Here is a 20,411-nt window from a genome sequence, read left to right on the forward strand (position 1 = left end):
CGCTGAAAATCCTCGCGCCCTCCCTGCTGCCGCAGAAAGGGAAAGGGTGGACGACTTTTACGCCGCCCGCAGCAGCTCCATGCCGCCGCTTCCGTGGCCTAGTTTCTCACCGCCGTTCTCATCCCATGAACGCACGATGATCCTTATGACAGCCTGAACCCATCGTCACCACGGCTATCGGGATCGAATTTACTGAGCTCAGGTCGCTTCCCTATGGTGATGTGTTCGATATCTTTGGCGGCGAACGCGGCATGAACTCCGCAGCTCCTGTTGGAAATCTTGCCAAGCGATGCCAGGCATCTACTGCATTGTCTTTTCGCCAAGCCCTATCCGCGAGAGGAAAGCATGACGCTGAGAGTGCCGTCGCTTTCCAGCACCACCGCCTCGACCTCATCCAGATCCTGGCCCCCGCTGGCGCGCACGGCGCTCATCGCCTCGTCCCGGGTGCTCCGCTCGCGCCGCATGGCTGCGTCGCAGAATTGCCCAGACCGGATCAGAAGGGTGGGCTCGGACCGGACCGCCTTGGCAAAGGCCTTCCAGCGGACCGAAGTGAAGGCCACAAGGAACTGCATGGCGATGAGAAGCCCCAGGGCGACCGCCCCCTCGGCCAGGGCGATGGATTCCTGCAGCAGGATGGCCGAGAGCGTCGAGCAGAGGGCAACCGTCACCACCAGATCGAACGCATTCAGCTTGGCAAGCGTGCGCTTGCCCGAGATGCGCAGGAACAGGATCAGCGTCACATAGGCCAGAACGCCCACGACAAGCGTTCGCACGATCCCTTCCCAGTTCTGGAACAGCATGTTCTTCCAGTTCAAGGCGAGCCTCTTTTCGTGCACTCGGGACAGCAGGCGCTGCGATGGCAGGCAGAATACCGGGCCCGGCAGCAAGAGCCCGGCATTCGATCATTCGGGCAGGCGATAGGCGATGATGTAATCGCCGATCGGCGTTTCCATGAAGTGATGACCTGTCGCGGCAATCAGGACATATTGCTGCCCGTCCACCTCATAAGAAATGGGATTGGCCTGTCCTCCGGCGGGCAGCACGTCCTGCCACACAGTCTCGCCTGTCTCGATGTCAATGGCGCGGAACAGGTTGTCGGTCGCGGCTGCAATGAAAATCAGCCCGCCGGCCGTGACGACCGAGCCACCGTTGTTGGGCGTGCCGATCTTAAAGGGCAGCATCGAGGGAATGCCGAAGGGACCATTGCGCCGCGCGGTGCCGATGGGCGTGTCCCAGAGCGTCTCGCCGGTGTTCAGGTCGATGGCGCGGATCCCGCCATAAGGGGGACGGGTACAAGGCACGCCGGTGACGTCATTGCGCCAGCCCGCGTTTACGTCGATGGCATAGGGGGCGCCCGCCTGCGGATCGCCCGCGCCCTCGGCCCCTCCCACATCCGCGTTCTCGCCGGCCTCACCGCCCTGCGGCTGCTCGTTGATCGGGCGCAGGCCCATTTCGTCGGCTTCCTCGCGCGGGATCAGGCGGTTGTAGTTCGGCACATCGTTGTAGTTGGCAACAATGATGTTGCGATCCGTATCGACCGCAACCGAACCCCAGTCCGATCCGCCGTTATAGCCGGGATACTGGATCCAGCGCTGATCGGCGGTCGGCGGCGTGTAGAAGCCTTGATAGCCGGCGCGGCGGAACTGAATGCGGCACCACAACTGGTCGATGGGGGTGAAGCCCCACATGTCCTTTTCAACCAACTCGTCCTTGCGCAGCGTGTGCCACTCGGACGTGGGTTGCACATCCGAGATGTAGTCAGGCTCGACGCTGGGATCTTGGGGTGTCTCGATCTCTCCGACCGGCGTCAGCGGCTCGCCCGTGGCACGGTCGAGGATGTAGATGTCGCCCTGCTTGGATGGCAGCAGGATTGCGGGTGTGGTCTCTCCCTCGCCCGTGGGAAAGTCCAGCAAGGTCGCCTGACTGCCCAGATCATAGTCCCAAACATCGTTGTAAACGGTTTGGAAGTCCCAGACCGGCTCGCCCGTCAGCGCGTTCAGCGCAACAAGTCCTGTTGCCCACTGGTTCTCCAGTTCCGAGCGGTTGGAACCGTAGTAATCGACAGAGGAATTGCCCATCGGCAAATAGACAAGGCCCAGTTTCTCGTCAGCGGTGGCGGTGGTCCACATGTTGGGCGTGCCGCGGGTATAGGTCTCGCCTTCCGGCGGCTGGCCGTGTTCACCGGGCCTGCCCAGATCCCAGGCCCACAGGAACGCGCCCGTGACCGCGTCAAAACCGCGGATCACGCCGGAGGGCGCGTCTTCAGCCTGCCCGTCCTTGACCTGGGCGCCGGTGACGACCACCCCGCGCACGATGGCCGGAGGCGCGGTGACGGCATACCAGCCGGGCACCTTCTCGCCGATGTTCTGCCACAGATCGACCTGGCCATTCTCGCCGAAGTCCGCACATGGCTGGCCGGTGCGCAGATCAACCGCAATCAGCCGGGCGTCAAGGGTGCCTTCGATCACGCGGGTCTTGCACTGCGCGTCGTCAGGCAGGCCGGGCGCGGTATAGGCCGACACACCGCGGCAGGACGCGGAATAGGGGATGGCGTCGTTGCTGACCTGCGGGTCGTAGCGCCAGTTCTCCTCGCCCGTGGCAGCGTCGATGGCGATCAGGATGTTCTTGGCCGAACACATCACCAACTGGTCGCCGATCTTCAGGGGCGTAGTCTCGGCCGCATACTTGCCCTCGGCGCTGCCGGTCGGCATGTCGCCGGTGCGATAAATGAAGGCGCGTTCCAGCTGATCCACGTTGTCGCGGGTGATCTGGTCCAAGGGCGAATAGCGCGTCGCCTGAGCATCGCCGCCCCAGAACGGCCAGTCGGCACCGATCTCAGGCTGAGGCCGGGGGGCGCGGTTGCCCTGATCCGTCTGCTGACCCGTGGCGGCCTCGGCGGTTTCTTCGCCGGCCGGCATGGCAGCAGGGGACCTTTCCAAGGACGGGCTGCCTGTCGCAGGCGTTTCGCTAGGGGCCTGAGTGGGAGCCGTGGGCTGGTCCGTGGGCTGAGGGGCAGGCTCGGTCGCAGGGGGTGTTTGCGACAAGGCAGGCAAGGCGGTCGATGTCGCAACAATGGCGAAAACCGAGGCGGACAGCAGGAGATTATGCATGGCGATGTCTCAGCGCTTGCTGCGGCTGCCAAGGGCAATGGCAGTGGGCAGGATCAGGACCAGAACGACAGTCGGGGCGACAAGGCGCGGGACCTGGGCCCACCAGTCGGTGCCGACCTCCCAGAAAGCCCAGATCACCGTGGCCATCCAGACCAGCCCATACACCGGCAGCGCATCGCCGGGACTTGTGATCAGCAACCATGCCGTCATCAGCAGCCCGGCTCCCGCCAAGGCATAGTACCAGCTGCCCCCGAGGAAGATCAGCCACACGCCGCCGACAAACAGCGCCAGCCCGAACAGCGACAGCACGATGGCAAGGATGATTGCAAAGATCCACCACCCGCCGCCGCGCAGGTGGTCCGACCCGCGCAAGCGCAAGGTATCGGCACGATGATTGGCCATGATTGCTCCTTCCGAGATGTCGAGCCCTGGTCCGGCAACGGGCTGGTGATGCCCAGATCAACCCGAGCAGTGGACAGGTGTTCCCAAAAGCGTGAACGTGATTGTCCGTTCATCAGTGTGGTTGTGAAATATCATCAGTTCGCAAAGCATCCCGTCCTTGGCCTCTGCCTCGATAGCCGTATTGAGATTTAACACAGCTGTTTGAATAGCATCGACATGATCCTGATCTGTCATTGTTACTCCCTCAGAATGAGGTCGAAGTATAGTGCGCCTCCGCCTGGTGCATAAGACTCAGCCCGGTCGATCGCATAATCTGTGCTGCCGATGCGCAGCCGGTCGGCTGGCATGGGCGTAGTGCCCTCGGCTGCCATAATCTCGCGCCGGTGGCCTGCTGCCGGTTTCGTGGACACCAAGTTAAGTTTGCATAGCGCGGGCCTCGAACGCCACGGGGCTTAGATAGCCCAGTTTGGAATGGCGTCGCTGCGGATTATAGAAGCGCTCGACGTAGTCGAACACGTCGGCCCGGGCGGCGTCACGCGTGCGGTAGACCTTGCGGGCGGTGCGCTCGGTCTTCAGCGAAGAGAAGAAGCTTTCCATGGCTGAGTTGTACCACACGTTGCCGGCCCGGCTCATCGAGCAGGTGATGCCGTTGTCGTGGAGCAGGCGCTGGAACTGCTCGCTGGTGTATTGGGAGCCTTGATCCGAATGATGCAGCAGCGCGTCAGCTTTTCCGCGCCGCCAGACTGCCATCATCAGCGCATCCATGACCAGAGATGCGTCCCGTTCGGCCTTCATGGACCAGCCGACGGCGCGCCGGGAGAACAGGTCCAGCACGACGGCGACATACAGCCAGCCCTCGGCAGTCCAGATGTAGGTGAAGTCGGCCAGCCACTTCTGGTTTGGCCGATCGGCCTCGAAGTTCCGGTCGAGGATGTTGCCGGCGATGACCGACCGCTCACCGTCATCTCTGGGCTTCCCGCGTCGCCTCGGCCGCGCCCTCATCGCATTCTGGCGCATCAGCCGTTCGATCCGATGCAGACCGCAGGCCAGTCCGTCCTCAAGCACGTCACGCCAAACGCGGCGGGCGCCATAGGTGCAATCGCTGGCCTTGAAACTCTTGTCGATGGCTGGGACGAGCTTCGCATCATGGATCTCGCGGGCGCTGACCGGGCGGTTGAGCCAGGCGTGGAATCCCGAACGCGAGACCTCCAGCACCTCGCAGAGCCAGCTGACCGGCCAGATGTGACGATGCTTGGCGATAAAGGCGAACCTCATGTCGCCTCGCGCGCGAAAAAAGCCGTGGCCTTCTTGAGGATGTCACGCTCCGCCCGGAGTCGGGCGACCTCTTTCTTCAGCGCCGCGATCTCGGCCTGATCGGCCCGCATCTGCCCGTTCCCTGGAAACGCCGCAGTTGGCGCGGCAGTTAGCTCCCGCATCCAGCGCCGCAACACGCTCTCCGCCAGATCAAGGTCACGGGCTGTCTGCGCCACCGATACGCCGCGATCGGTCACCAGCTTTACAGCCTCGCTTTTTTAACTCGCGGCTGAACTTCCGTCTCGTCATTTGTGATCTCCAGTCCCTTGGTCACGATCCTATTGTCGTGTCCACGAAACCGGCAGCAGGCCACCGGTCGCCCGCTTGGTCAAAGCGGCCGTTGATCAGGTCAGGGGCCACCGTGTCGCCTTAGCTCGTAAAGGTGGAGGTCCCTTGACACGTGTCGGAGCGGGCACGCAGGTCCGGGCCGTTCTTGAGCAAGGCAGCCAGCGTTGACCGGGCCATGCCGAAGTGATCGGCGATCCGGTCGGGCGTCAGGTAAGCTGCCAGGCTTCAAGCTGAACCGCCCGCAAGGGATCTTCTTTCGGACACTTTCTCAGATTACTGGAGATTTGGGATTGATCTCGGATTGTGTGCCTCCTTTTCCCAAGGGTCCGTTCCGGCTTGTGGCACTTGATGTTGAAACCGCCCCGAGGGACGCGCCTTCTAAAATGGTCAGGTCAACTCATGGCTAGCTAGACCGATCAAATTAAGCAGCGCCGAAAGAAACAAGCTTTGTGACCGAGTTCCGCCAGAGTATTCCCGAGGCCGGGCGGCCCTGCCTGCCTCTCAAAGGGAGGCAGGGCCATGTGGCGCAATACTCTGTTACACCCGCACTGTTCTCAATCGCAGGGCGTTCAGTACAACCGAGATCGAGGAGGCGCTCATAGCAAAGGCTGCAAACATCGGGCTGATGAGGATGCCGAAGAACGGAAACAGCAGCCCGGCTGCCACCGGAACGCCTGCGGCGTTGTAAATCAGGGCAAAGAACAGGTTCTGGCGAATGTTTCGCATCGTCGCCTGCGCCAGCCGCCGCGCACGGACGATGCCGTCGAGATTGCCTTTGACAAGCGTGATCCCCGCGCTCTCGATCGCCACATCGGCTCCAGTGCCCATGGCAATCCCAACATCGGCCTGCGCCAGGGCGGGCGCATCGTTCACCCCGTCACCCGCCATCGCCACCTTGCGGCCGACTGCTTGCAATTCAGCAATGATCCGCGCCTTGTCCTGGGGCAGAACATCGGCACGAATCTCGTCAATGCCAAGACGCGCGGCCACCGCACGGGCCGTACGCTCGTTGTCGCCGGTCGCCATGATGATGCGAAAACCGAGTTCATGCAGCGCCCTCAACGCGGCTGGCGTCGTCTGCTTGACCGGATCTGCGACCGAGACCATACCGGCGACTGTGTTATTCACCACGACAAACATCACTGTTTCGCCCTCGTCGCGCCGCGCGTCAGCGCGGGCAGCCAACGGACCGACATCAAACCCCATGTCCGCCAGCAGGCGGATGTTGCCGAGCGCCACCGGCTGTCCGTCTACAATGCCGCGCACACCTTGCCCGGTCACAGCCTCGAAATCCTTGGCCTCGGTCATGTCGAGACCGCGCTCCTTGGCGCCGCGCACGATGGCCTCGGCCAGTGGATGCTCGGACCCGCGTTCGAGCGACGCGGCAAGGTGCAGGATCGCGTCCTCGTCATGTCCCGCCTCTGGTAGCACGGCGATAAGGCGCGGCTTGCCCTCGGTCAGGGTGCCAGTCTTGTCCACAATCAGAGTGTCAACTCTTTCAAAGCGCTCCAGCGCCTCAGCATTCTTGATCAGTACGCCGGCCTGTGCGCCGCGCCCGGTCGCGGTCATGATCGACATGGGCGTGGCCAAGCCCAGTGCGCAGGGGCAGGCGATAATCAGCACCGCCACGGCCGCCACCAGTCCATAGGAGAACGATGGCTGCGGCCCCCAGATCGCCCAGGCAATGAAGGCCACGACCGCAATGGCGATCACCGCCGGTACGAACAGGCCCGCAACCTTGTCGGCGTATTTCTGAATCGGCGCGCGCGAGCGTTGCGCGTTCGAGACCATCTGGACGATCTGGTTTAGCATGGTGTCGGCGCCGACGCGGGTTGCCTCGATCACCAGAGAGCCGGTGCCGTTAATTGTAGCCCCGGTGACCGGATCGCCCAATACCTTCTCGACCGGCAGCGGCTCGCCGGTGATCATGCTCTCGTCGATGGACGAGCGGCCGTCCACGACCGTGCCATCCACGGGCACCTTGTCGCCCGGACGCACCCGCAGCCGGTCGCCCACCTGCACCGTGTCCAGCGGCACCTCCGCCTCGCTGCCGTCGGGGCGGAGCAGGCGCGCGGTCGCCGGCGCCAGATCGAGCAGGGCGCGGATGGCGCGGCCGGTGCCTTCGCGGGCGCGCAGCTCCATGATCTGACCCAGCAGAACCAGCGTCACGATCACGGCCGCGGCCTCAAAATAGACGCCGACATGCCCCTCGGCGTCTCGGAAACCTGCAGGAAAGATCTGCGGGGCCATCACCGCGGCCATGCTGAATAGCCAGGCCGCCATGACGCCCATGGCGATCAGGCTGAACATGTTCAGGTTGCCGCTGCGGAAGGACCGCCAGCCGCGCACCAGGAACGGCCAGCCGCACCACAGCACCACGGGGGTTCCGAGAAGGAGTTCAATCCACAGCGTCACGCGCTCGCCAAAGAGATCGCGCACTGCCCCAACACCGATCATCGGCGCCATGGTCAGGACCAGCAGTGGCACCGTCAGCGCCGCAGCGACCCAGAAACGGCGGGTGAAATCGACAAGCTCGGGATTGGGGCCGTCGTCCACCATGGCGGCGGATTCAAGCTCCAGTCCCATGCCGCAGATCGGGCAGGAACCCGCCTCGGTCTGCCGCACCTCGGGGTGCATGGGACAGGTATAGACCGCCCCCGTCCAATCGGGCGGCACGTGGTCATAGCTTTTTTCAGGGTCGGGACGGGCATCCATGTCATGCCGGGTCTGGCGGATGGATGAGCCATGGTCGTGGAAATCATGTCCGTGGCGCGCCCGACTTGCCGCTTCCGCCTCGGGCACCAGATGCATCCCGCATTGAGGACAGCGCCCTGGACCGGGCCGGCGCACCTCCGGATGCATGGGGCAAACGTAGACGGCGTTCGCCGGCGTGTTTGACTGCGAAGAAACATCGTGTGACATGGGACGCTCCTTGAGGTGAGCTGGGGCCCGGGCGAACCCGTGCGCCCGCGGGGATCAAAGTAGCGAAGAGGCGTGCTCAGGCGGCTGTTGGCGCCGCAGGGTAACCTGCCGCAGCAAGCGCGGCGACAATCTGCTGGCGCGGCAGGTCGGTCGAAATCTCGATCTCTCGGCTGGCCTGCTCGATGGTGATACGGGCATTCGCATCAACGGATTGGATGGCGCGAGTAACGCTGCGAGCGCAGCCGCCGCAGTTCATGTTTGGGATGTGAAAGCGCATGGGATCTTCCTTGGCCTGTCTCATGCTGTCGTATCTGGGAGGTTCCAGTGCTGGAAGGTCAAGAGCGGGTGAGCGACCCGGTGGCATAATTGACCTTCGCATCAAGATCGGCACCCTGCTTGATATGGTTTCGAAGCGTTCCTCTTTCCTGCGCTTGCCGCTCGGCTGGCCGGTCGCCTTTGCCTTTGCAAGTGCGGCGCTTGTCGCAGCTTGGGCGTATAGTAGAACTCCCAACCTGCAGCGTGGCGAGACGCTCTATATGCAGCACTGTGCCGCCTGCCATGGAACCCGGCTTGAAGGGCAACCGGAATGGCAGAAGGCTGGCGAGGATGGGATCCTGCCTGCCCCGCCCCATGATGAGACTGGCCACACCTGGCATCATGACGATGCCATGCTGACCGATTATATCCATCGCGGCGGGCAGGCGGTTCTGGACGACATGGGCGTTGCCATGACTTCGGGCATGCCGGCGTTCGGCGAGGTTCTTTCGGCTGGAGAGATTGCCGCGATCCTCGCCTTCATCAAATCCCGATGGCCTGCGCGTCTTCAGGCAATTCAGGCTCGGCGGAACAACGGCTAACTACCATCCTGGCCCAGGTAGTCCACGGTGAGCGCATCCAGGATCGTGCAATCAGGCTGCCCGTCGCCAGCACAACTGTCGACGAGGTTCTGCAGGGCATCACGCAACTGCAACAGCTCAGTCAGCCGCGTATCCACGTGTGCGAGATGTCGGGAGGCGATCTTGCGGACGTTCGCGCTGCTGCGGTCTGCATCCTTGTTCAAGGCCAGGAGATCGCGGCAATCCTGCAGGGAGAAGTCCAGCCGCCGCGCACGTCCCAGAAAGATCAGTCGCCTGATGTCGTCGGGCCTGAACTGGCGATAACCGTTCGCCCCCCGCCGCGGGGAGACCAGGCCGATATCCTCATAGTACCGGATCGTCTTGGCGGCGAGGCCCGATACCCGGGCAGCTTCGGTAATGTTCATTGCTGTTCCGTCCATTATGGACGCCAATCGTGCGGATCGTCATGCGGCATCGTAATGGGTGAAGACCGATGTGTTTCCGTTTTTCTGGATCAGGAAGACGTCATAGGCCTCCCGTGCGTCCTCGGGTCCCATGCCTGGTGAACCGTACGGCATGCCCGGCACTGCCAGACCGATGGCATCGGGACGTTCTTTCAGCAAGCGGCGAATGTCGGCTACGGGAACATGGCCTTCTAGCGTGTAGCCGCCAATGCGCGCCGTATGGCAGGAGGCCATTGCCTCAGGGATCCCGTTGTCGATCTTGTAGCGCATCAGCGCAGTGCCGGCGCGGTGTTCCGTGGTCACTTCAAATCCCGCCGACTGGACGATCTCGATCCAGGCGCCGCAACAGCCGCAATTGGGGTCTTTGACGACCACCATCCGAGTGTCGAGGCGATCTGCAATGACGGGTAACGCAGACAGGCCGAGCAGTCCGACACTGACTGACAAGACCGTGCGGCGCGAAAAAGTTCTCTGGGTCATGGGCTTGTCCTTTCTTTGAAGAATTTGCGGCAGGCAGCCTGCTCGCCTGACCGATCAAGCCGTCATCTTCGATAGCAGCATGCCGCTAACCAGGCTGGCCAGTTCCGCTTCGTGCTGCTCCGGCCTGATCTGTCAGGTAAGAGGCCGCGCAGCTCACGCCGCACGGCCGCGGCAAGGTTACTTGGCGTGTTCGGCCAACCAGGCCGTCATCTGTCCGATCTCCTCAGCCTGAGCGGCAATGATCCCTTCGGCGAGCGCGCGCGTTTCCTCATCCTTGCCGTATTTCAACAGGACTTCCGACATGTCGATGGCTCCCTGATGATGGGCGATCATCGCACAGGCAAAGGCCACATCGGCGTCTTCCTGCATCATACCCTGATGCATGGCCGGCATGGAAACCATCATCCTGCGCATGTTTTCACGGACATGCTCCGGCATGGCCTCCATATCCATCTGGCCCATGCCCATCATGCCGGTCATGTCCGAGTCCATGCCGGGTTGCTTGCCGTCCTCTGTAGAGGACCCGTGCATCTTGCCAGCCGCCATCTCAGTCGAGCCGGAGGAGGTGGCGCATTGTTCCGGAAGCTGGAACGCCGCATCCTGCGCCAACACAGGCAAGGACAGACCCAGGGCCGCAACAGCTGCCATGATCATCGTTTGCGCAAAGGTCATCTTGTTTCTCCCAAATTGAAGGTCAGAGCTGAAAAGGGTCGTGCTTCTCATTCCAGGATTTCGGTGACGGTCAGCTTGCCGTTCACACGGTCCGCAGCAAACTGGATCGTGTCACCCTCGCTCAGGGTTTCGAGCATTTCCGGTTCCGCCACCTGGAAAACCATCTTCATGGCTGGCATATCGAGGTTCTTGAGCTCCTCGTGATCGATGGTCACCTTGTTCCATTTGGTGTCGATCTTGGTGACGGTCCCGTTCGTGATGTGGGTATCTGCGAAGGCGGTTCCGGAAGAAACGATCAGGGCGGCTGCGGTCAGTTGGATCAGTTTCATGATCTCGTCCTCGTGTTCAGGATTTGGTGACGTTCAGGGGGCCGTGCATGCCGGACTCGTAGTGGCCCAGCATCAGGCAGGCGAATTCGAATTCGCCTGCATTCGTGAAGGTCCAGAGGATCTCCCCGGTCTCGCCCGGTTGCAGGCGGACCGCATTCGGATCGTCGTGTTCCATTTCGGGAAAGCGGGCCATCAGTTCCTTGTGCTCGGCATTGGCCTCGACCGTATCCATGACGAACTCATGCTCCAACTCACCCTTGTTGGTGATGACCAGGCGGACGGTCTCGCCGGCCGCGAAGGACAGCTCCTTGGGCTCGAAAACCATGGCGCCATCCTCGGTTTCCCGCATCGACACCTCGACGGTCTTCATCTCTCCACCAGTTGCCGGAGCGCCCGCAGCATAATTATGGCCGCCTTTATGGGTTCCTCCGGCCAGGGGAAGGGTTGGCAACAGGGCAACCGCGGTTGCCAGCATCAACGATTTCATCAGGTTTTCCTTTATGGTTGCTCGATAATTCAGGGTCAGCCCAACCGCTTTCCGCCGCGCGGGGTCAGAATGGTCTGGGGGCTGTCGTTGCTGGCATGTTCGGGCAACTCGCCCGTCCATTCCCAGGCCTGGGTACCGGGAGGATTTTCATACCAGCCCGGATCCGAGTAATCGTCGGGCGCGATCCCCTCGCGCACCTTCACGACCGAAAACATGCCCCCCATCTCCAAGGGGCCGAACGGACCCCAGCCGGTCATCATCGGGATGGTGTTCTCGGGGATCTCCATCGACATCTCGCCCATGTCCGCCATGCCGGCGGTGCCCATCGGCATGTAACCTGGCTGGTGTCTGCGGATCATCTCGGTCACGCGTGCCTTGTTGGCGCCAATGAAGGTCGGCAGCTCATGGCCCATCGCGTTCATGGTGTGATGCGACTTGTGGCAGTGGAAGGCCCAGTCTCCCACATGGTCGGCGTTGAACTCGTAGGCCCGCATCGATCCCACCGGGATGTCGATGGTGACTTCGGGCCAGCGGGCCTCGGGCCGGACCCAGCCTCCGTCCGTACAGGTCACCTCAAAATCGTAGCCGTGCATGTGGATGGGGTGGTTGGTCATGGTCAGGTTGCCCACCCGCACCCGGACCCGGTCGCCCTTGCTGACAACCAGCGGGTCGATGTCCGGAAAAATCCGGCTGTTGAAGGTCCAGAGATTGAAGTCCGTCATCTCGGCGACGCGCGGGATATAGGTGCCCGGATCGATGTCATAAGCCGCCAGCAGGATGCCGAAGTCGCGATCCACCGGCATGAAGGACGGATCGCGCGGATGCACGATGAAGAGGCCCATCATGCCCATGGCCATCTGCACCATCTCGTCGGCATGGGGGTGGTACATGAACGTCCCGGACTTTACCAAGTCGAACTCGTAGACATAGGTCTTGCCGGCAGGGATCGCGGGATGGCTCAGACCCCCTACTCCGTCCATGCCTGACGGAAGGATCAACCCGTGCCAGTGCACCGAAGTGTGCTCGGGCAAGCGGTTGGTGACATAGATGCGGACCCGTTCACCCTCGACCGCCTCGATGGTCGGACCGGTCGATTGCCCATTGTAGCCCCACAAACGGGCGACCATCCCGTCAGCCATGATCCGTTCCACCGGTTCGGCGACCAGGTGGAACTCCTTGACGTTGCCATTCAACCGGTAGGGCAGCGACCAGCCATTCAGGGTGACGATCGGGTTGTAGTCGATGCCCGTTGTGGGACGGGGCGGCACCTGCGTATAAGGGCTGTCGGTGCTGGCAGCTTCCGGCAGATCGCGAAAGCGCGTCTCAGCTTGCGCTGCCTTCACGGCGAGTGCCGCGGCCCCAGCACCAATTCCGGCGCCCAGCATCGTCCTGCGGTTCATCATCCCTCGTCTCCTTCCTCGCCGGCCGTTTCTCCCGTGGCCCCGCCCCATATCGCTGCGGTAGCGTCAGCCTCGGCCAGCCAGTAATTGCGCTTGGCCTCGGCCGCGCTCAGCCGCGACTCCAATTCCTCACGGGCATCGTTCAGCAGCTCGAAGGTTGAGGTGAGCATGCCGTTGTAGCTGAGCAGCGCCTGTTCGTTGATCTCGCGTCGCAAGGGCAGCACCTGATCGCGCCAATGGCGGGCGATCTGATAGCTGCCGGTCACGGCGGTATGAGCTGCGCGGGCCTCGGAACGGGCATCAACAGCCGCTTGGGCCAGACTGTTGGCAGATCGCATGTATTCCAGGCTGCCGCGGCGCGAGAGCAGGCCACCGGTGTCATACACCGGGATCTGGAACTCGATATCCAGGACGGGGGAACGCTCGGTTTCTCCCTCTTCGCGCTCGATTTCCACGCCATTGGCAAAGGCGGCATCGGCGACCATTCGGGTCTGCCCCTCCAACCGATAGCGGCTGGCAATGGCCTGCAGCTCCAGGCGCCCTGCGGCCAGATCGACCCGATTGGCCAAGGCTTGGCGCTCAATATCCGCGCGGCCCGGTGCGCCCCCGGGCAAGGCCGGCAGGCGATCGGGAACATAGAACTCCGTCCCGCTGCCCCACAGACCCATCAGTCGGACCAGTTTTTCCTTGGCAAGCTGCGCCTCCAGCTTGGCTGCCGCCTGCTCGGCCGCCAATTCAGCAGTGAAGGCATGTTCCCGTGCCTGGTCTGCGCGGCTCATCGCACCCGTGGCCCCAAGTTCGGACGCCAGCTCAGACGCCGCATTGGCAGTGTTTTGTGACTGGCCGATCAGGGCGGCGGCCTCAAACGCCCCGACAGCTTCGATCCAACTGCGGCGCGTTTCGTGGGCCAGGGCCAGCGTTTCGCCCGCTGCTGCCAGTTGCGCCTGCCGGAACGCCAGTTCCGCTGTCCGGGTCCGGGGCTTTTGCGTCGCAATGTCCAGGATCGACGAAACGAGAGTAGCTTCGATCGAGCGTGTTACATCGCCGCCCACCAGGCCAGATACGGACAAGCCCAGGGCCGGAACGGGGCCGCGTGCGGTTTCCCACAGGTCAGTCGCCGATAGGCCCAGTTCGGCATATCGCGCCTGAAGACCGGGGTTGTTCAACAATGCAATCTGCACCGCCTGGTCGGCACTCAGGGTTTTGCGGTGCGCCATGGCGCGAACGCGCGCGGCATTCGCCTCACGTTCCGCCGGGCTTTGTAGCCAGACTGCTCCTGCGCCCGTGGCACGCCGCGAAATATCGGAAACAGGCGCAAATCCGGCCCGCTGATCGCTGGCCTTCTTCATGGTCGCGACATCGGCACATGCAGACAGCGTCAGGATGGCGCCGAATGATAGCATCAAGAGCTTTCTCATTCGCTGCCTCCAATCTGCTCGGAGTTCAGGGTAGTCCAGTCTGCGGGCTCCATGACCCGTCGAGCCGTATAATTGACTGCTGGTCCTGCCGGAGCGACGGAGACGGGACCTGCCGGATCTGCGGCAGGGGGCAGAGACATGTCCATGGGCGGCAGCGGCGCACAGGCGGCTGCCAACAGCGGGAGTGCCGCCGTGACGAGTGGTTTCATGAGGGTTGAGTTCCGCTTGAGATCAGAATGATGGGGGTTGCGACCCGTTCAGGTCGCACCAGGCATCGTTCGGATCAGCCGCGCGGAGGGCGGCGAAGTCCTTCCGGGACTGTGAGTTCCACCAGAGATCCCGAGGGGATCACAGCCAAGGTTTGCCCCACGTCAGCAGCCGGCATGACAGCGTTGAAAGCGGGCATTGCGGTTGAAGGACAGGCATGGGCCTTGCAGTGGGACGCATCCGCATCGCCTGAAGCCGTGTCCTGCCCGTCGTGCTGATGGCTGGCGACAGGTGAACCTGTCCCGCCATGGTCGTGGCTGTGTTTCGTATGGGATGCCAGCGTCGGTGTTTCCGACACTGATGTGGCCAGGGTCAGTTCACACTCCAGAGCCATGGCGGCCTTGGCCGTCGAGATGCCCAGACCCGCCGTGACAATCGTCACGACAAGCACGGCAACAAGCTGGCGTATCAGGCTCGACATGCCTCTTCGATAAAACCATGAGCCTTTCGCGGCAACATGATTTTTCTCCGGCTGGCAGGAACGTGACTGATCGGCTTTCCCAATAACCCTTGCGATCGGCGCCTGTTCAGCAGAAATGGCTTGCCGCCGGAAACGCATGCGCAATCTTGATCAAGCCACCTACTCCGTCTCACGCCAAACCTTTTCGCAAGTGGAATACAGAAAGGTGGCCGACCAGGTCAGGATCATGAAGCCGCCAAGCGATTGCATCATGCTGATGATCCGGATCGCGCCCCGGGTCTCGATCTGGGTATAGCCGAGCGTCGCGAAGTTGATGCCGGAGAAATAGATCAGGCCGTTCCACGATCCGTCGAAACTGCCGCCCAGGGTGCCGAACAGACCCAGGGCCAGCAAAAGGCGATAGATCGCGGCGAAGGCCAGGATTTCTACGGTGTGAAGCGCCACAAGACCGACAAAAACAACCACGATGGCTGTCTTTCCTGCCCCACCCGCATTCGGCTTGGCTGCACGGACGGCAAGCAGACCGTAATGATGGGCAACTCCCAGGACGCAGATCATCGCAAAGCCGACAAGAAGCGCCATTTCTTATGTCCAGGCGGTGCTGCGTGAAATGAGGACCATACTTATCCTCCCCAGGCCATACGGACCGGCATCCAGATCGCCATGGCGATCATCATCAGGTTTTCCGTTAGCGATACGAAGCCCAGGGGAACGTTGCTCGCTCCGCCCACGCAGGCGCATTTGAGCTCACGCTTGTCGATATAGACCGCCTTGAAGACCGACACCGCGCCCACCGTGCCGATGAACAGGGCTACCGGAACGGCAATCCACATCAAGGCTCCGGCAATCATCAGGATGCCAGCAAGGGCTTCGGCAAAGGGATAGACATAGCCATAGCGGACCCACCGGCGGGCCAGCAAGTCATAGTTCAGGAACATGGTCGAGAAGCTTTCGACGTCCTGCAGCTTCTGGATTGCCAGAACGCACATGCTGATTGCGATGAACCATTCGAGGGCCTGGATCGTGAAGATGGTCCCGAACACGTACCAGCTGACCGCAAGCCCCATCAGCAACGCCACCGAGAAGATCGCGATGACCGGGCGATAGGTGGTCTCCCCCTTCTCTTTCACCTCTTGCCCGAAGTGCTTGCGCAGGGCGTCATAACCCCCGATCCGCTCACCGTCGATAAAGGTCTGCGGCGTCGTATCGACACCATGTTCGCGCTTGAACGCATCGGTTTCGGCGCGGGTGGTGAGGTGGTGATCCTCGACCGCGAAGCCCTGCCGCTCCAGCAGGTCCTTGGATTTCAGCCCGTAGGGGCAAAGATGACCGGGCATCACCATCCGGTAGAGGGTCGCAGTTTTCCTGTTTGTGTCCAGAGCCATGGAGGCCTCCTCTTGACAGAGCCTCGAACTGTCTGCGTCAGGGTGTTCCGCAGCTGTAGAAGCCGCGGTAGCCGACCTCGAGGCCCTCATCGAGCCGGAAGATGAGCTCGGCATTCTGGCGCCAATCCGCGTCATCGCCGAGCGGCCGCACCGAGAGGGTCGTACCCGGCGCAGAGAACTCCGCAGAGCCGTTTTGCGGCGCGTCGGTGGGGCCAAGGCTGACCAGTATCCCGTTCAGCTTCATGGCCGCTCCACTTCCGTCCTGCGCGGCCCACAGCACCGGATCCGTTTCCGGGCTGCGGTTGAAGGTGCAGCGTTCAGCGGCGGACAGGATCCGGTCGGCCTCGGCCTTGGGCATGGGGGCGAGATCAAGGGTCGAGATCAACGTATTGTTCAGCGCGTCTTCCACGCTGCCCGGGGCAGCCGGCGGGTCCTGATAGACGGTTTCCACGGTGTTGCCCTCCGACACGTCCGCAATCAGGTACCGCATCTCGGCGATCTCGCGCCGCTGTGCCTCAATGATCTCGTCGGCAAGCTTGCGAACGCGGGGGTCGCGGATCTGCGCGCGCTCCGAGGTCATGATGGCGATCGAATGGTGCGGGATCATCGCCCGCATGTAGCTTGGGCCCGACACCGTGACCTGACTGCGCACGAGCCAGAGCGAGAGCACGAAGACGATCACCGACCCCGCGAAGATGGCGATGTTCAGGGCCTTGTTCTTGTACATCCCAAGCATGTAGGCCAGCATGATGACCGCCATGGTGGCGCCCATCAGGATGGCCATGTAGGTCCGCGTTTCCGAGAAGAAGACGTGCTCCCAGGCATAGGTGTTGAGATACATCAGGATGAACATCACCACTGTCGAGGTGAGGATCATCAGGCCGAAGCGGATATAGGACATGAATTGTTTTCTCCTCAGTCTGCGGGCCGGGCAGGCGCACTTCCCGTACCGGACGGGGTGCCGCCCGTTAGGGCGCGGTAGTCATCGGGCGTGAGTCCCGGCAGCCGCGTGACAAAGGCGGTCAGCGCCGCGATCCCCTCCGGCCCGTGGTGGGTGCCGAAAGCCGGCATCCCGCTCATCTTGATGCCGTGCTCGACGATCCAGTAGATCTCCTCGGGGCTCCATTCCGCGGCCGCTTCCACCAGGTGCGGCGGCTCGGGGCGCATCCCGCGCGACCAGTCCGTCGGATCCTGGCCTGGTGCGCCATGGCAGTGGACGCAGCTTTCGGCATAATGGGACGCACCCTCGGCCACCAATGCATCCGGGAAGGATTGCGGAAGCTCCACCTCCCCTGAACGGCGCTCGATGGAGCGGTGCATCGTCGTATCAAGCGTCCAACGCACGGCATCGGAATGAGGGTCCGACGCGGCGACATTGTAGGCGCCTGTGTAGGCCATTATCAGCCAGATGGCGATCGCGACCAGAATTGTCCCGACGATCCCCAATGCGAGACCAGATCCAAACTTCTTCGTCATGCGGCTCTCCCGTCCATTCGTGCGGTATGAAGCCAAGGTCCCTTTGAAACGGGCCTCATACCCCGGTGGGGTTCCCGCCCCAACACCTCGAAGCTGTGCATGTTCCCGAAACTTTCGAACCCGCCCATCGTTTTTGACCTGAGCTACAAGAGATCGGCGATCCATGAACCAGCGAAAACAAGCAGCCCTCCACCGGCTTGCCCGTATCGAAGGGCAGGTCCGTGGCGTCATCAGGATGATCGAGGAGGACCGCTACTGCGTTGATATCCTCAACCAGACGATGGCGATCCGCTCGGCTTTGGCGCAGGTCGAAGTCCTGATCCTGCAGGATCACGCAGACGACTGTGTCGAGAAAGCCATTGCCTCGAATGACGCCGACGCTCAGCGCCAGAAGTTCCGGGAGCTGGTGAACATCTTTGAGAAGGTCTGCAGATAGTTTCTACCCTGCTGACTGGCATGCGTTGCCTTTCTCGGCTTGGGCCGGGAACATTACCCCCCTCCTGTATGTTCAACGGGTCCAACGGCAAACGGGAGGAAGCGACATGCACGTCCGTGAGATGATAAGCACCCACCCTCATGTTCAGGGCAACACGGCCGATCAACTCATCCGGTTCATCGAGGAAGCCTACAGCTGCGCGCAGACTTGCACCTCCTGCGCTGACGCATGCCTGGCGGAAGACATGGTTGCGGAACTCCGGCAATGCATCCGGCTCAACCTAGATTGCGCCGACATCTGTGCGGCAACAGGAGCGATGGCCTCCCGGCGCACCGGCTCCAATGTCGAGGTTCTTCGAGCCGCCATTCAGGCTTGCGCTGAGGCATGCCGTCGTTGCGGCGACGAGTGCCAGAGCCATGCCGAGAAGCACGAGCACTGCCGGATCTGCGCCGAGTCCTGCAAACGCTGCGCCGAGGTCTGTCAGGCAGCGCTTGAAGAGGTCCGCTGAGCCTACCGCTTGCAACCTTTTGCCAGCCGTAGGGCCCCCAAAGGGCTCGGCGGCTTGCAAAGCGGCCATCTTATTGGCCGATCAAAGCTCTTGCCTTGCTCCGAACGGCTGAGAGTTCTTCGTCAGAAATGCGTCCTTTGACCTTTGCTTGCCGGGCGCGCCAATCCAGAGACTTGACCTGATCAGCCAGGACGGCGCTGCCACGCGCATCGTTTATGGGAACCTCAAATGGGTAGCCCTTGCGTTTCGTCGTGAGCGGACAGCACAGCATCAGACCGATGCGGTTATAGGCTGCGGGCGACAGAACAACAGCGGGACGGTGCCCGGCTTGTTCATGTCCCGCGTGCGGTGAAAACTCCAGCCAGACGATCTCACCGGCCTCGGGAACATACTCTGCCATCAGAGAGCTTCGTTGCCGACTGGCGCACCAAAATCGACCTCATCATGAATGTTTTCTGGCGTAATGCCGGCAAGCAAGTCAGCAAGGTCAATCTCTTCGCGTATGATCGGCTCGATGACGACGCGCCCGTTGTCCTCTCGGACGTCAACGGCCTGATCAAGGTGCAAGCCCGCTGCGGCCATGACCGACGCTGGAATGCGAACCGAGGCACTGTTTCCCCATTTCTTGACGACGGCGCGCATGAGACCTCCTGTTGATACACTGTAGATACTAACCTGCTCTAGAGGTTGTAGCAACAGTGTATCGACGTTGTGATCTCCAGGTTGTCCGAAAGGGGATCGTCCATCGGACATCCGACCTTGCTGCCGAACAGGCCGGTAGAGCGTCAGCATTTGCTGCCTCGATCAAATCTCAGATGAATGGTCCGATATTTTTTGCAATGAAGGGGCGGCTACTGTTACAGATCAGGCTATGACACATATTCTGATCGGCTACGCCCGCTGCTCCACCGACAAACAGGACCTTGCTGCGCAGAAGGGCATCCTTGCCAGCTTCGGGGTCGCCGCCGATCGCATCTACACCGACCACGGCTTTACCGGCACGAACCGCGCCCGCCCTGGTCTGGATCAGGCGCTTGCAGCTTTGCGGGAGGGTGACACGCTCGTTGTGCCGAAGCTGGACCGCTTGGCGCGTTCCGTCCCCGATGCTCGCGACATTGCCGACAATCTGGCCGCGCGCGGGATCAAGCTTCAGCTTGGCACCTCGATCCATGATCCGACCGACCCAATGGGCAAGCTGTTCTTCAACATCCTGGCGACCTTTGCCGAGTTCGAAGCAGACCTCATTCGGATGCGGACCCGTGAGGGCATGGCTGTGGCCCGCGCCAAGGGTAAGCTGCGGGGCAAAAAGCCGAAGCTGTCGGATCGCCAGCAGCAGGAGCTGCGGCGCATGTATGACACCGGGGAGTATTCCATTAGTGATCTGGCGGAGGTGTTCTCGATCTCGCGGCCGACCGTGTATCGCACCTTGGGCCGGCAGGCGGCGGCGGCGTGATGACAGATGATCCAAAGCCCCCACGGCCACCGTCCCTGAAAAGCGAGACCCGCCAGACGAACTGGCGCCGTACCAACCTGCCGAAGTACCAGGCCCACCTTGCCGTTCAGCGGGCGCTCATGTCTGGCGCACTGGAAAAGCAAGCCTGCGAGGTCTGCGGCGCGGCCAAGGTCGATGCCCATCACGACCGATACGACGAGCCTTTGAACGTGCGGTGGCTCTGCCGGAGCCATCACGTCAAGCTGCATCATTACGGTGAGGATATGTTTCCCCTCGGCCAACCGCCCGAGAAGTAAGGGATTAACACTGCAGGGAACTTAAGTGAGTGCTGGATAGTGCGGCA

At 62.1% G+C, this 20,411-nt stretch carries 25 protein-coding genes and 1 pseudogene; 5 read left to right on the forward strand and 21 right to left on the reverse strand.

The window, feature by feature from the left end; all coding sequences use genetic code 11:
* Window positions 1-326: 326 nt before the first annotated feature.
* The 7 genes and pseudogenes from OC184_RS04885 to OC184_RS04915 all read right to left on the reverse strand — a co-directional run bounded on the left by OC184_RS04885 (window position 327) and on the right by OC184_RS04915 (window position 8,313).
* Window positions 327-815, reverse strand: a complete 489-nt coding sequence (locus tag OC184_RS04885) for a DUF421 domain-containing protein (RefSeq protein ID WP_239986204.1) — start codon at window positions 813-815, stop codon at window positions 327-329.
* Between the two features lie 87 nt (window positions 816-902).
* A complete protein-coding gene (locus tag OC184_RS04890) occupies window positions 903-2,918 on the reverse strand; it encodes a pyrroloquinoline quinone-dependent dehydrogenase (RefSeq protein ID WP_239986205.1) in 2,016 nt (671 codons plus the stop codon).
* 201 nt (window positions 2,919-3,119) lie between these two features.
* Window positions 3,120-3,512, reverse strand: coding sequence for a glucose dehydrogenase (locus tag OC184_RS04895; RefSeq protein WP_265506075.1), 393 nt, complete (start codon window positions 3,510-3,512; stop codon window positions 3,120-3,122).
* Between the two features lie 57 nt (window positions 3,513-3,569).
* The gene (locus tag OC184_RS04900) at window positions 3,570-3,746 is read right to left on the reverse strand and encodes a hypothetical protein (protein ID WP_158248115.1); all 177 of its coding nucleotides are present in this window, start codon (window positions 3,744-3,746) and stop codon (window positions 3,570-3,572) included.
* A 180-nt stretch (window positions 3,747-3,926) separates the two neighbouring features.
* Window positions 3,927-5,075, reverse strand: a pseudogene (locus OC184_RS04905) (IS3 family transposase).
* Between the two features lie 576 nt (window positions 5,076-5,651).
* Complete coding sequence (locus OC184_RS04910) at window positions 5,652-7,976, reverse strand: copper-transporting P-type ATPase (RefSeq protein ID WP_378926265.1); 2,325 nt, start codon at window positions 7,974-7,976, stop codon at window positions 5,652-5,654.
* A gap of 136 nt (window positions 7,977-8,112) precedes the next feature.
* Window positions 8,113-8,313: a heavy-metal-associated domain-containing protein gene (locus tag OC184_RS04915; protein ID WP_265506077.1), complete on the reverse strand. Its 201-nt coding sequence runs from the start codon at window positions 8,311-8,313 to the stop codon at window positions 8,113-8,115.
* 22 nt (window positions 8,314-8,335) lie between these two features.
* On the opposite strand from OC184_RS04915, the gene OC184_RS04920 reads away from it, so the two are divergent.
* A complete protein-coding gene (locus OC184_RS04920; protein ID WP_265506078.1) occupies window positions 8,336-8,893 on the forward strand; it encodes a c-type cytochrome in 558 nt (185 codons plus the stop codon).
* Here OC184_RS04920 and OC184_RS04925 read toward each other — a convergent pair.
* The 12 genes from OC184_RS04925 to OC184_RS04980 all read right to left on the reverse strand — a co-directional run bounded on the left by OC184_RS04925 (window position 8,890) and on the right by OC184_RS04980 (window position 17,671).
* Window positions 8,890-9,297, reverse strand: a complete 408-nt coding sequence (locus OC184_RS04925; protein WP_265506079.1) for a MerR family transcriptional regulator — start codon at window positions 9,295-9,297, stop codon at window positions 8,890-8,892. The two genes, OC184_RS04920 and OC184_RS04925, sit on opposite strands and share 4 nt — an antisense overlap.
* 39 nt (window positions 9,298-9,336) lie before the next feature.
* Entirely contained in the window at window positions 9,337-9,816 is a 480-nt protein-coding gene (locus OC184_RS04930; RefSeq protein WP_265506080.1) for a DUF411 domain-containing protein, read from the reverse strand.
* 177 nt (window positions 9,817-9,993) lie between these two features.
* Entirely contained in the window at window positions 9,994-10,488 is a 495-nt protein-coding gene (locus OC184_RS04935) for a DUF305 domain-containing protein (RefSeq protein WP_265506081.1), read from the reverse strand.
* 47 nt (window positions 10,489-10,535) lie between these two features.
* On the reverse strand, window positions 10,536-10,817 hold the full coding sequence (locus OC184_RS04940; protein WP_265506082.1) for a copper-binding protein: 282 nt from the start codon (window positions 10,815-10,817) through the stop codon (window positions 10,536-10,538).
* 16 nt (window positions 10,818-10,833) lie between these two features.
* The gene (locus tag OC184_RS04945; protein WP_265506083.1) at window positions 10,834-11,304 is read right to left on the reverse strand and encodes a cupredoxin domain-containing protein; all 471 of its coding nucleotides are present in this window, start codon (window positions 11,302-11,304) and stop codon (window positions 10,834-10,836) included.
* Between the two features lie 35 nt (window positions 11,305-11,339).
* Complete coding sequence (locus OC184_RS04950) at window positions 11,340-12,707, reverse strand: multicopper oxidase family protein (RefSeq protein WP_265506084.1); 1,368 nt, start codon at window positions 12,705-12,707, stop codon at window positions 11,340-11,342.
* The gene (locus OC184_RS04955; protein WP_265506085.1) at window positions 12,704-14,107 is read right to left on the reverse strand and encodes a TolC family protein; all 1,404 of its coding nucleotides are present in this window, start codon (window positions 14,105-14,107) and stop codon (window positions 12,704-12,706) included. The genes OC184_RS04950 and OC184_RS04955 overlap by 4 nt, the downstream gene beginning before the upstream one ends.
* A 298-nt stretch (window positions 14,108-14,405) precedes the next feature.
* On the reverse strand, window positions 14,406-14,948 hold the full coding sequence (locus OC184_RS04960) for a hypothetical protein (protein WP_265506086.1): 543 nt from the start codon (window positions 14,946-14,948) through the stop codon (window positions 14,406-14,408).
* Window positions 14,949-14,969: 21 nt separating this feature from the next.
* Window positions 14,970-15,392 (reverse strand): ion channel, encoded by a 423-nt coding sequence (locus tag OC184_RS04965; RefSeq protein WP_265506087.1) that lies wholly within the window; start codon window positions 15,390-15,392, stop codon window positions 14,970-14,972.
* Window positions 15,393-15,433: 41 nt separating this feature from the next.
* Entirely contained in the window at window positions 15,434-16,195 is a 762-nt protein-coding gene (locus OC184_RS04970; RefSeq protein WP_265506088.1) for a glutaredoxin family protein, read from the reverse strand.
* Window positions 16,196-16,232: 37 nt separating this feature from the next.
* Entirely contained in the window at window positions 16,233-17,096 is an 864-nt protein-coding gene (locus OC184_RS04975) for a DUF305 domain-containing protein (protein WP_265506089.1), read from the reverse strand.
* 14 nt (window positions 17,097-17,110) lie between these two features.
* Window positions 17,111-17,671, reverse strand: coding sequence for a c-type cytochrome (locus OC184_RS04980; protein ID WP_265506090.1), 561 nt, complete (start codon window positions 17,669-17,671; stop codon window positions 17,111-17,113).
* A 163-nt stretch (window positions 17,672-17,834) separates the two neighbouring features.
* On the opposite strand from OC184_RS04980, the gene OC184_RS04985 reads away from it, so the two are divergent.
* Both OC184_RS04985 and OC184_RS04990 read left to right on the forward strand, forming a co-directional pair.
* Window positions 17,835-18,107: a metal-sensitive transcriptional regulator gene (locus OC184_RS04985; RefSeq protein WP_265506091.1), complete on the forward strand. Its 273-nt coding sequence runs from the start codon at window positions 17,835-17,837 to the stop codon at window positions 18,105-18,107.
* A 106-nt stretch (window positions 18,108-18,213) separates the two neighbouring features.
* Window positions 18,214-18,615 (forward strand): four-helix bundle copper-binding protein, encoded by a 402-nt coding sequence (locus OC184_RS04990; RefSeq protein WP_265506092.1) that lies wholly within the window; start codon window positions 18,214-18,216, stop codon window positions 18,613-18,615.
* A 70-nt stretch (window positions 18,616-18,685) separates the two neighbouring features.
* Here OC184_RS04990 and mazF read toward each other — a convergent pair whose 3' ends face one another.
* Window positions 18,686-19,015, reverse strand: a complete 330-nt coding sequence (mazF, locus tag OC184_RS04995; RefSeq protein WP_265506093.1) for an endoribonuclease MazF — start codon at window positions 19,013-19,015, stop codon at window positions 18,686-18,688.
* Complete coding sequence (locus OC184_RS05000; RefSeq protein ID WP_265506094.1) at window positions 19,015-19,257, reverse strand: AbrB/MazE/SpoVT family DNA-binding domain-containing protein; 243 nt, start codon at window positions 19,255-19,257, stop codon at window positions 19,015-19,017. The genes mazF and OC184_RS05000 overlap by 1 nt, the downstream gene beginning before the upstream one ends.
* 229 nt (window positions 19,258-19,486) lie before the next feature.
* Here OC184_RS05000 and OC184_RS05005 point away from each other — a divergent pair, with 229 nt between their 5' ends.
* Together OC184_RS05005 and OC184_RS05010 are read left to right on the forward strand one after the other, a co-directional pair.
* Window positions 19,487-20,068 (forward strand): recombinase family protein, encoded by a 582-nt coding sequence (locus OC184_RS05005; RefSeq protein WP_265506095.1) that lies wholly within the window; start codon window positions 19,487-19,489, stop codon window positions 20,066-20,068.
* Complete coding sequence (locus tag OC184_RS05010) at window positions 20,068-20,364, forward strand: hypothetical protein (protein WP_265506096.1); 297 nt, start codon at window positions 20,068-20,070, stop codon at window positions 20,362-20,364. Before OC184_RS05005 ends, OC184_RS05010 begins: the two co-directional genes overlap by 1 nt.
* The last annotated feature ends 47 nt before the right edge of the window (window positions 20,365-20,411 follow it).

This window comes from Paracoccus rhizosphaerae, assembly GCF_026162645.1.
Lineage (GTDB): Bacteria > Pseudomonadota > Alphaproteobacteria > Rhodobacterales > Rhodobacteraceae > Paracoccus > Paracoccus rhizosphaerae.

Excerpts from the sequence above, each read along its gene's own strand:
- OC184_RS04890 (WP_239986205.1), bottom strand. The coding sequence starts at position 2,918 with ATGCCGGCCGGCGAAGAAACCGCCGAGGCCGCCACGGGTCAGCAGACG.
- OC184_RS04895 (WP_265506075.1), bottom strand. The coding sequence starts at position 3,512 with ATGGCCAATCATCGTGCCGATACCTTGCGCTTGCGCGGGTCGGACCAC.
- OC184_RS04900 (WP_158248115.1), bottom strand. The coding sequence starts at position 3,746 with ATGACAGATCAGGATCATGTCGATGCTATTCAAACAGCTGTGTTAAAT.
- OC184_RS04910 (WP_378926265.1), bottom strand. The coding sequence starts at position 7,976 with ATGCATCCGGAGGTGCGCCGGCCCGGTCCAGGGCGCTGTCCTCAATGC.
- OC184_RS04915 (WP_265506077.1), bottom strand. The coding sequence starts at position 8,313 with ATGCGCTTTCACATCCCAAACATGAACTGCGGCGGCTGCGCTCGCAGC.
- OC184_RS04920 (WP_265506078.1), top strand. The coding sequence starts at position 8,336 with ATGCTGTCGTATCTGGGAGGTTCCAGTGCTGGAAGGTCAAGAGCGGGT.
- OC184_RS04925 (WP_265506079.1), bottom strand. The coding sequence starts at position 9,297 with ATGAACATTACCGAAGCTGCCCGGGTATCGGGCCTCGCCGCCAAGACG.
- OC184_RS04930 (WP_265506080.1), bottom strand. The coding sequence starts at position 9,816 with ATGACCCAGAGAACTTTTTCGCGCCGCACGGTCTTGTCAGTCAGTGTC.
- OC184_RS04935 (WP_265506081.1), bottom strand. The coding sequence starts at position 10,488 with ATGACCTTTGCGCAAACGATGATCATGGCAGCTGTTGCGGCCCTGGGT.
- OC184_RS04940 (WP_265506082.1), bottom strand. The coding sequence starts at position 10,817 with ATGAAACTGATCCAACTGACCGCAGCCGCCCTGATCGTTTCTTCCGGA.
- OC184_RS04945 (WP_265506083.1), bottom strand. The coding sequence starts at position 11,304 with ATGAAATCGTTGATGCTGGCAACCGCGGTTGCCCTGTTGCCAACCCTT.
- OC184_RS04950 (WP_265506084.1), bottom strand. The coding sequence starts at position 12,707 with ATGATGAACCGCAGGACGATGCTGGGCGCCGGAATTGGTGCTGGGGCC.
- OC184_RS04955 (WP_265506085.1), bottom strand. The coding sequence starts at position 14,107 with ATGCTATCATTCGGCGCCATCCTGACGCTGTCTGCATGTGCCGATGTC.
- OC184_RS04960 (WP_265506086.1), bottom strand. The coding sequence starts at position 14,948 with ATGCGTTTCCGGCGGCAAGCCATTTCTGCTGAACAGGCGCCGATCGCA.
- OC184_RS04965 (WP_265506087.1), bottom strand. The coding sequence starts at position 15,392 with ATGGCGCTTCTTGTCGGCTTTGCGATGATCTGCGTCCTGGGAGTTGCC.
- OC184_RS04970 (WP_265506088.1), bottom strand. The coding sequence starts at position 16,195 with ATGGCTCTGGACACAAACAGGAAAACTGCGACCCTCTACCGGATGGTG.
- OC184_RS04975 (WP_265506089.1), bottom strand. The coding sequence starts at position 17,096 with ATGTCCTATATCCGCTTCGGCCTGATGATCCTCACCTCGACAGTGGTG.
- OC184_RS04980 (WP_265506090.1), bottom strand. The coding sequence starts at position 17,671 with ATGACGAAGAAGTTTGGATCTGGTCTCGCATTGGGGATCGTCGGGACA.
- OC184_RS04985 (WP_265506091.1), top strand. The coding sequence starts at position 17,835 with ATGAACCAGCGAAAACAAGCAGCCCTCCACCGGCTTGCCCGTATCGAA.
- OC184_RS04990 (WP_265506092.1), top strand. The coding sequence starts at position 18,214 with ATGCACGTCCGTGAGATGATAAGCACCCACCCTCATGTTCAGGGCAAC.
- mazF (WP_265506093.1), bottom strand. The coding sequence starts at position 19,015 with ATGGCAGAGTATGTTCCCGAGGCCGGTGAGATCGTCTGGCTGGAGTTT.
- OC184_RS05000 (WP_265506094.1), bottom strand. The coding sequence starts at position 19,257 with ATGCGCGCCGTCGTCAAGAAATGGGGAAACAGTGCCTCGGTTCGCATT.
- OC184_RS05005 (WP_265506095.1), top strand. The coding sequence starts at position 19,487 with ATGACACATATTCTGATCGGCTACGCCCGCTGCTCCACCGACAAACAG.
- OC184_RS05010 (WP_265506096.1), top strand. The coding sequence starts at position 20,068 with ATGACAGATGATCCAAAGCCCCCACGGCCACCGTCCCTGAAAAGCGAG.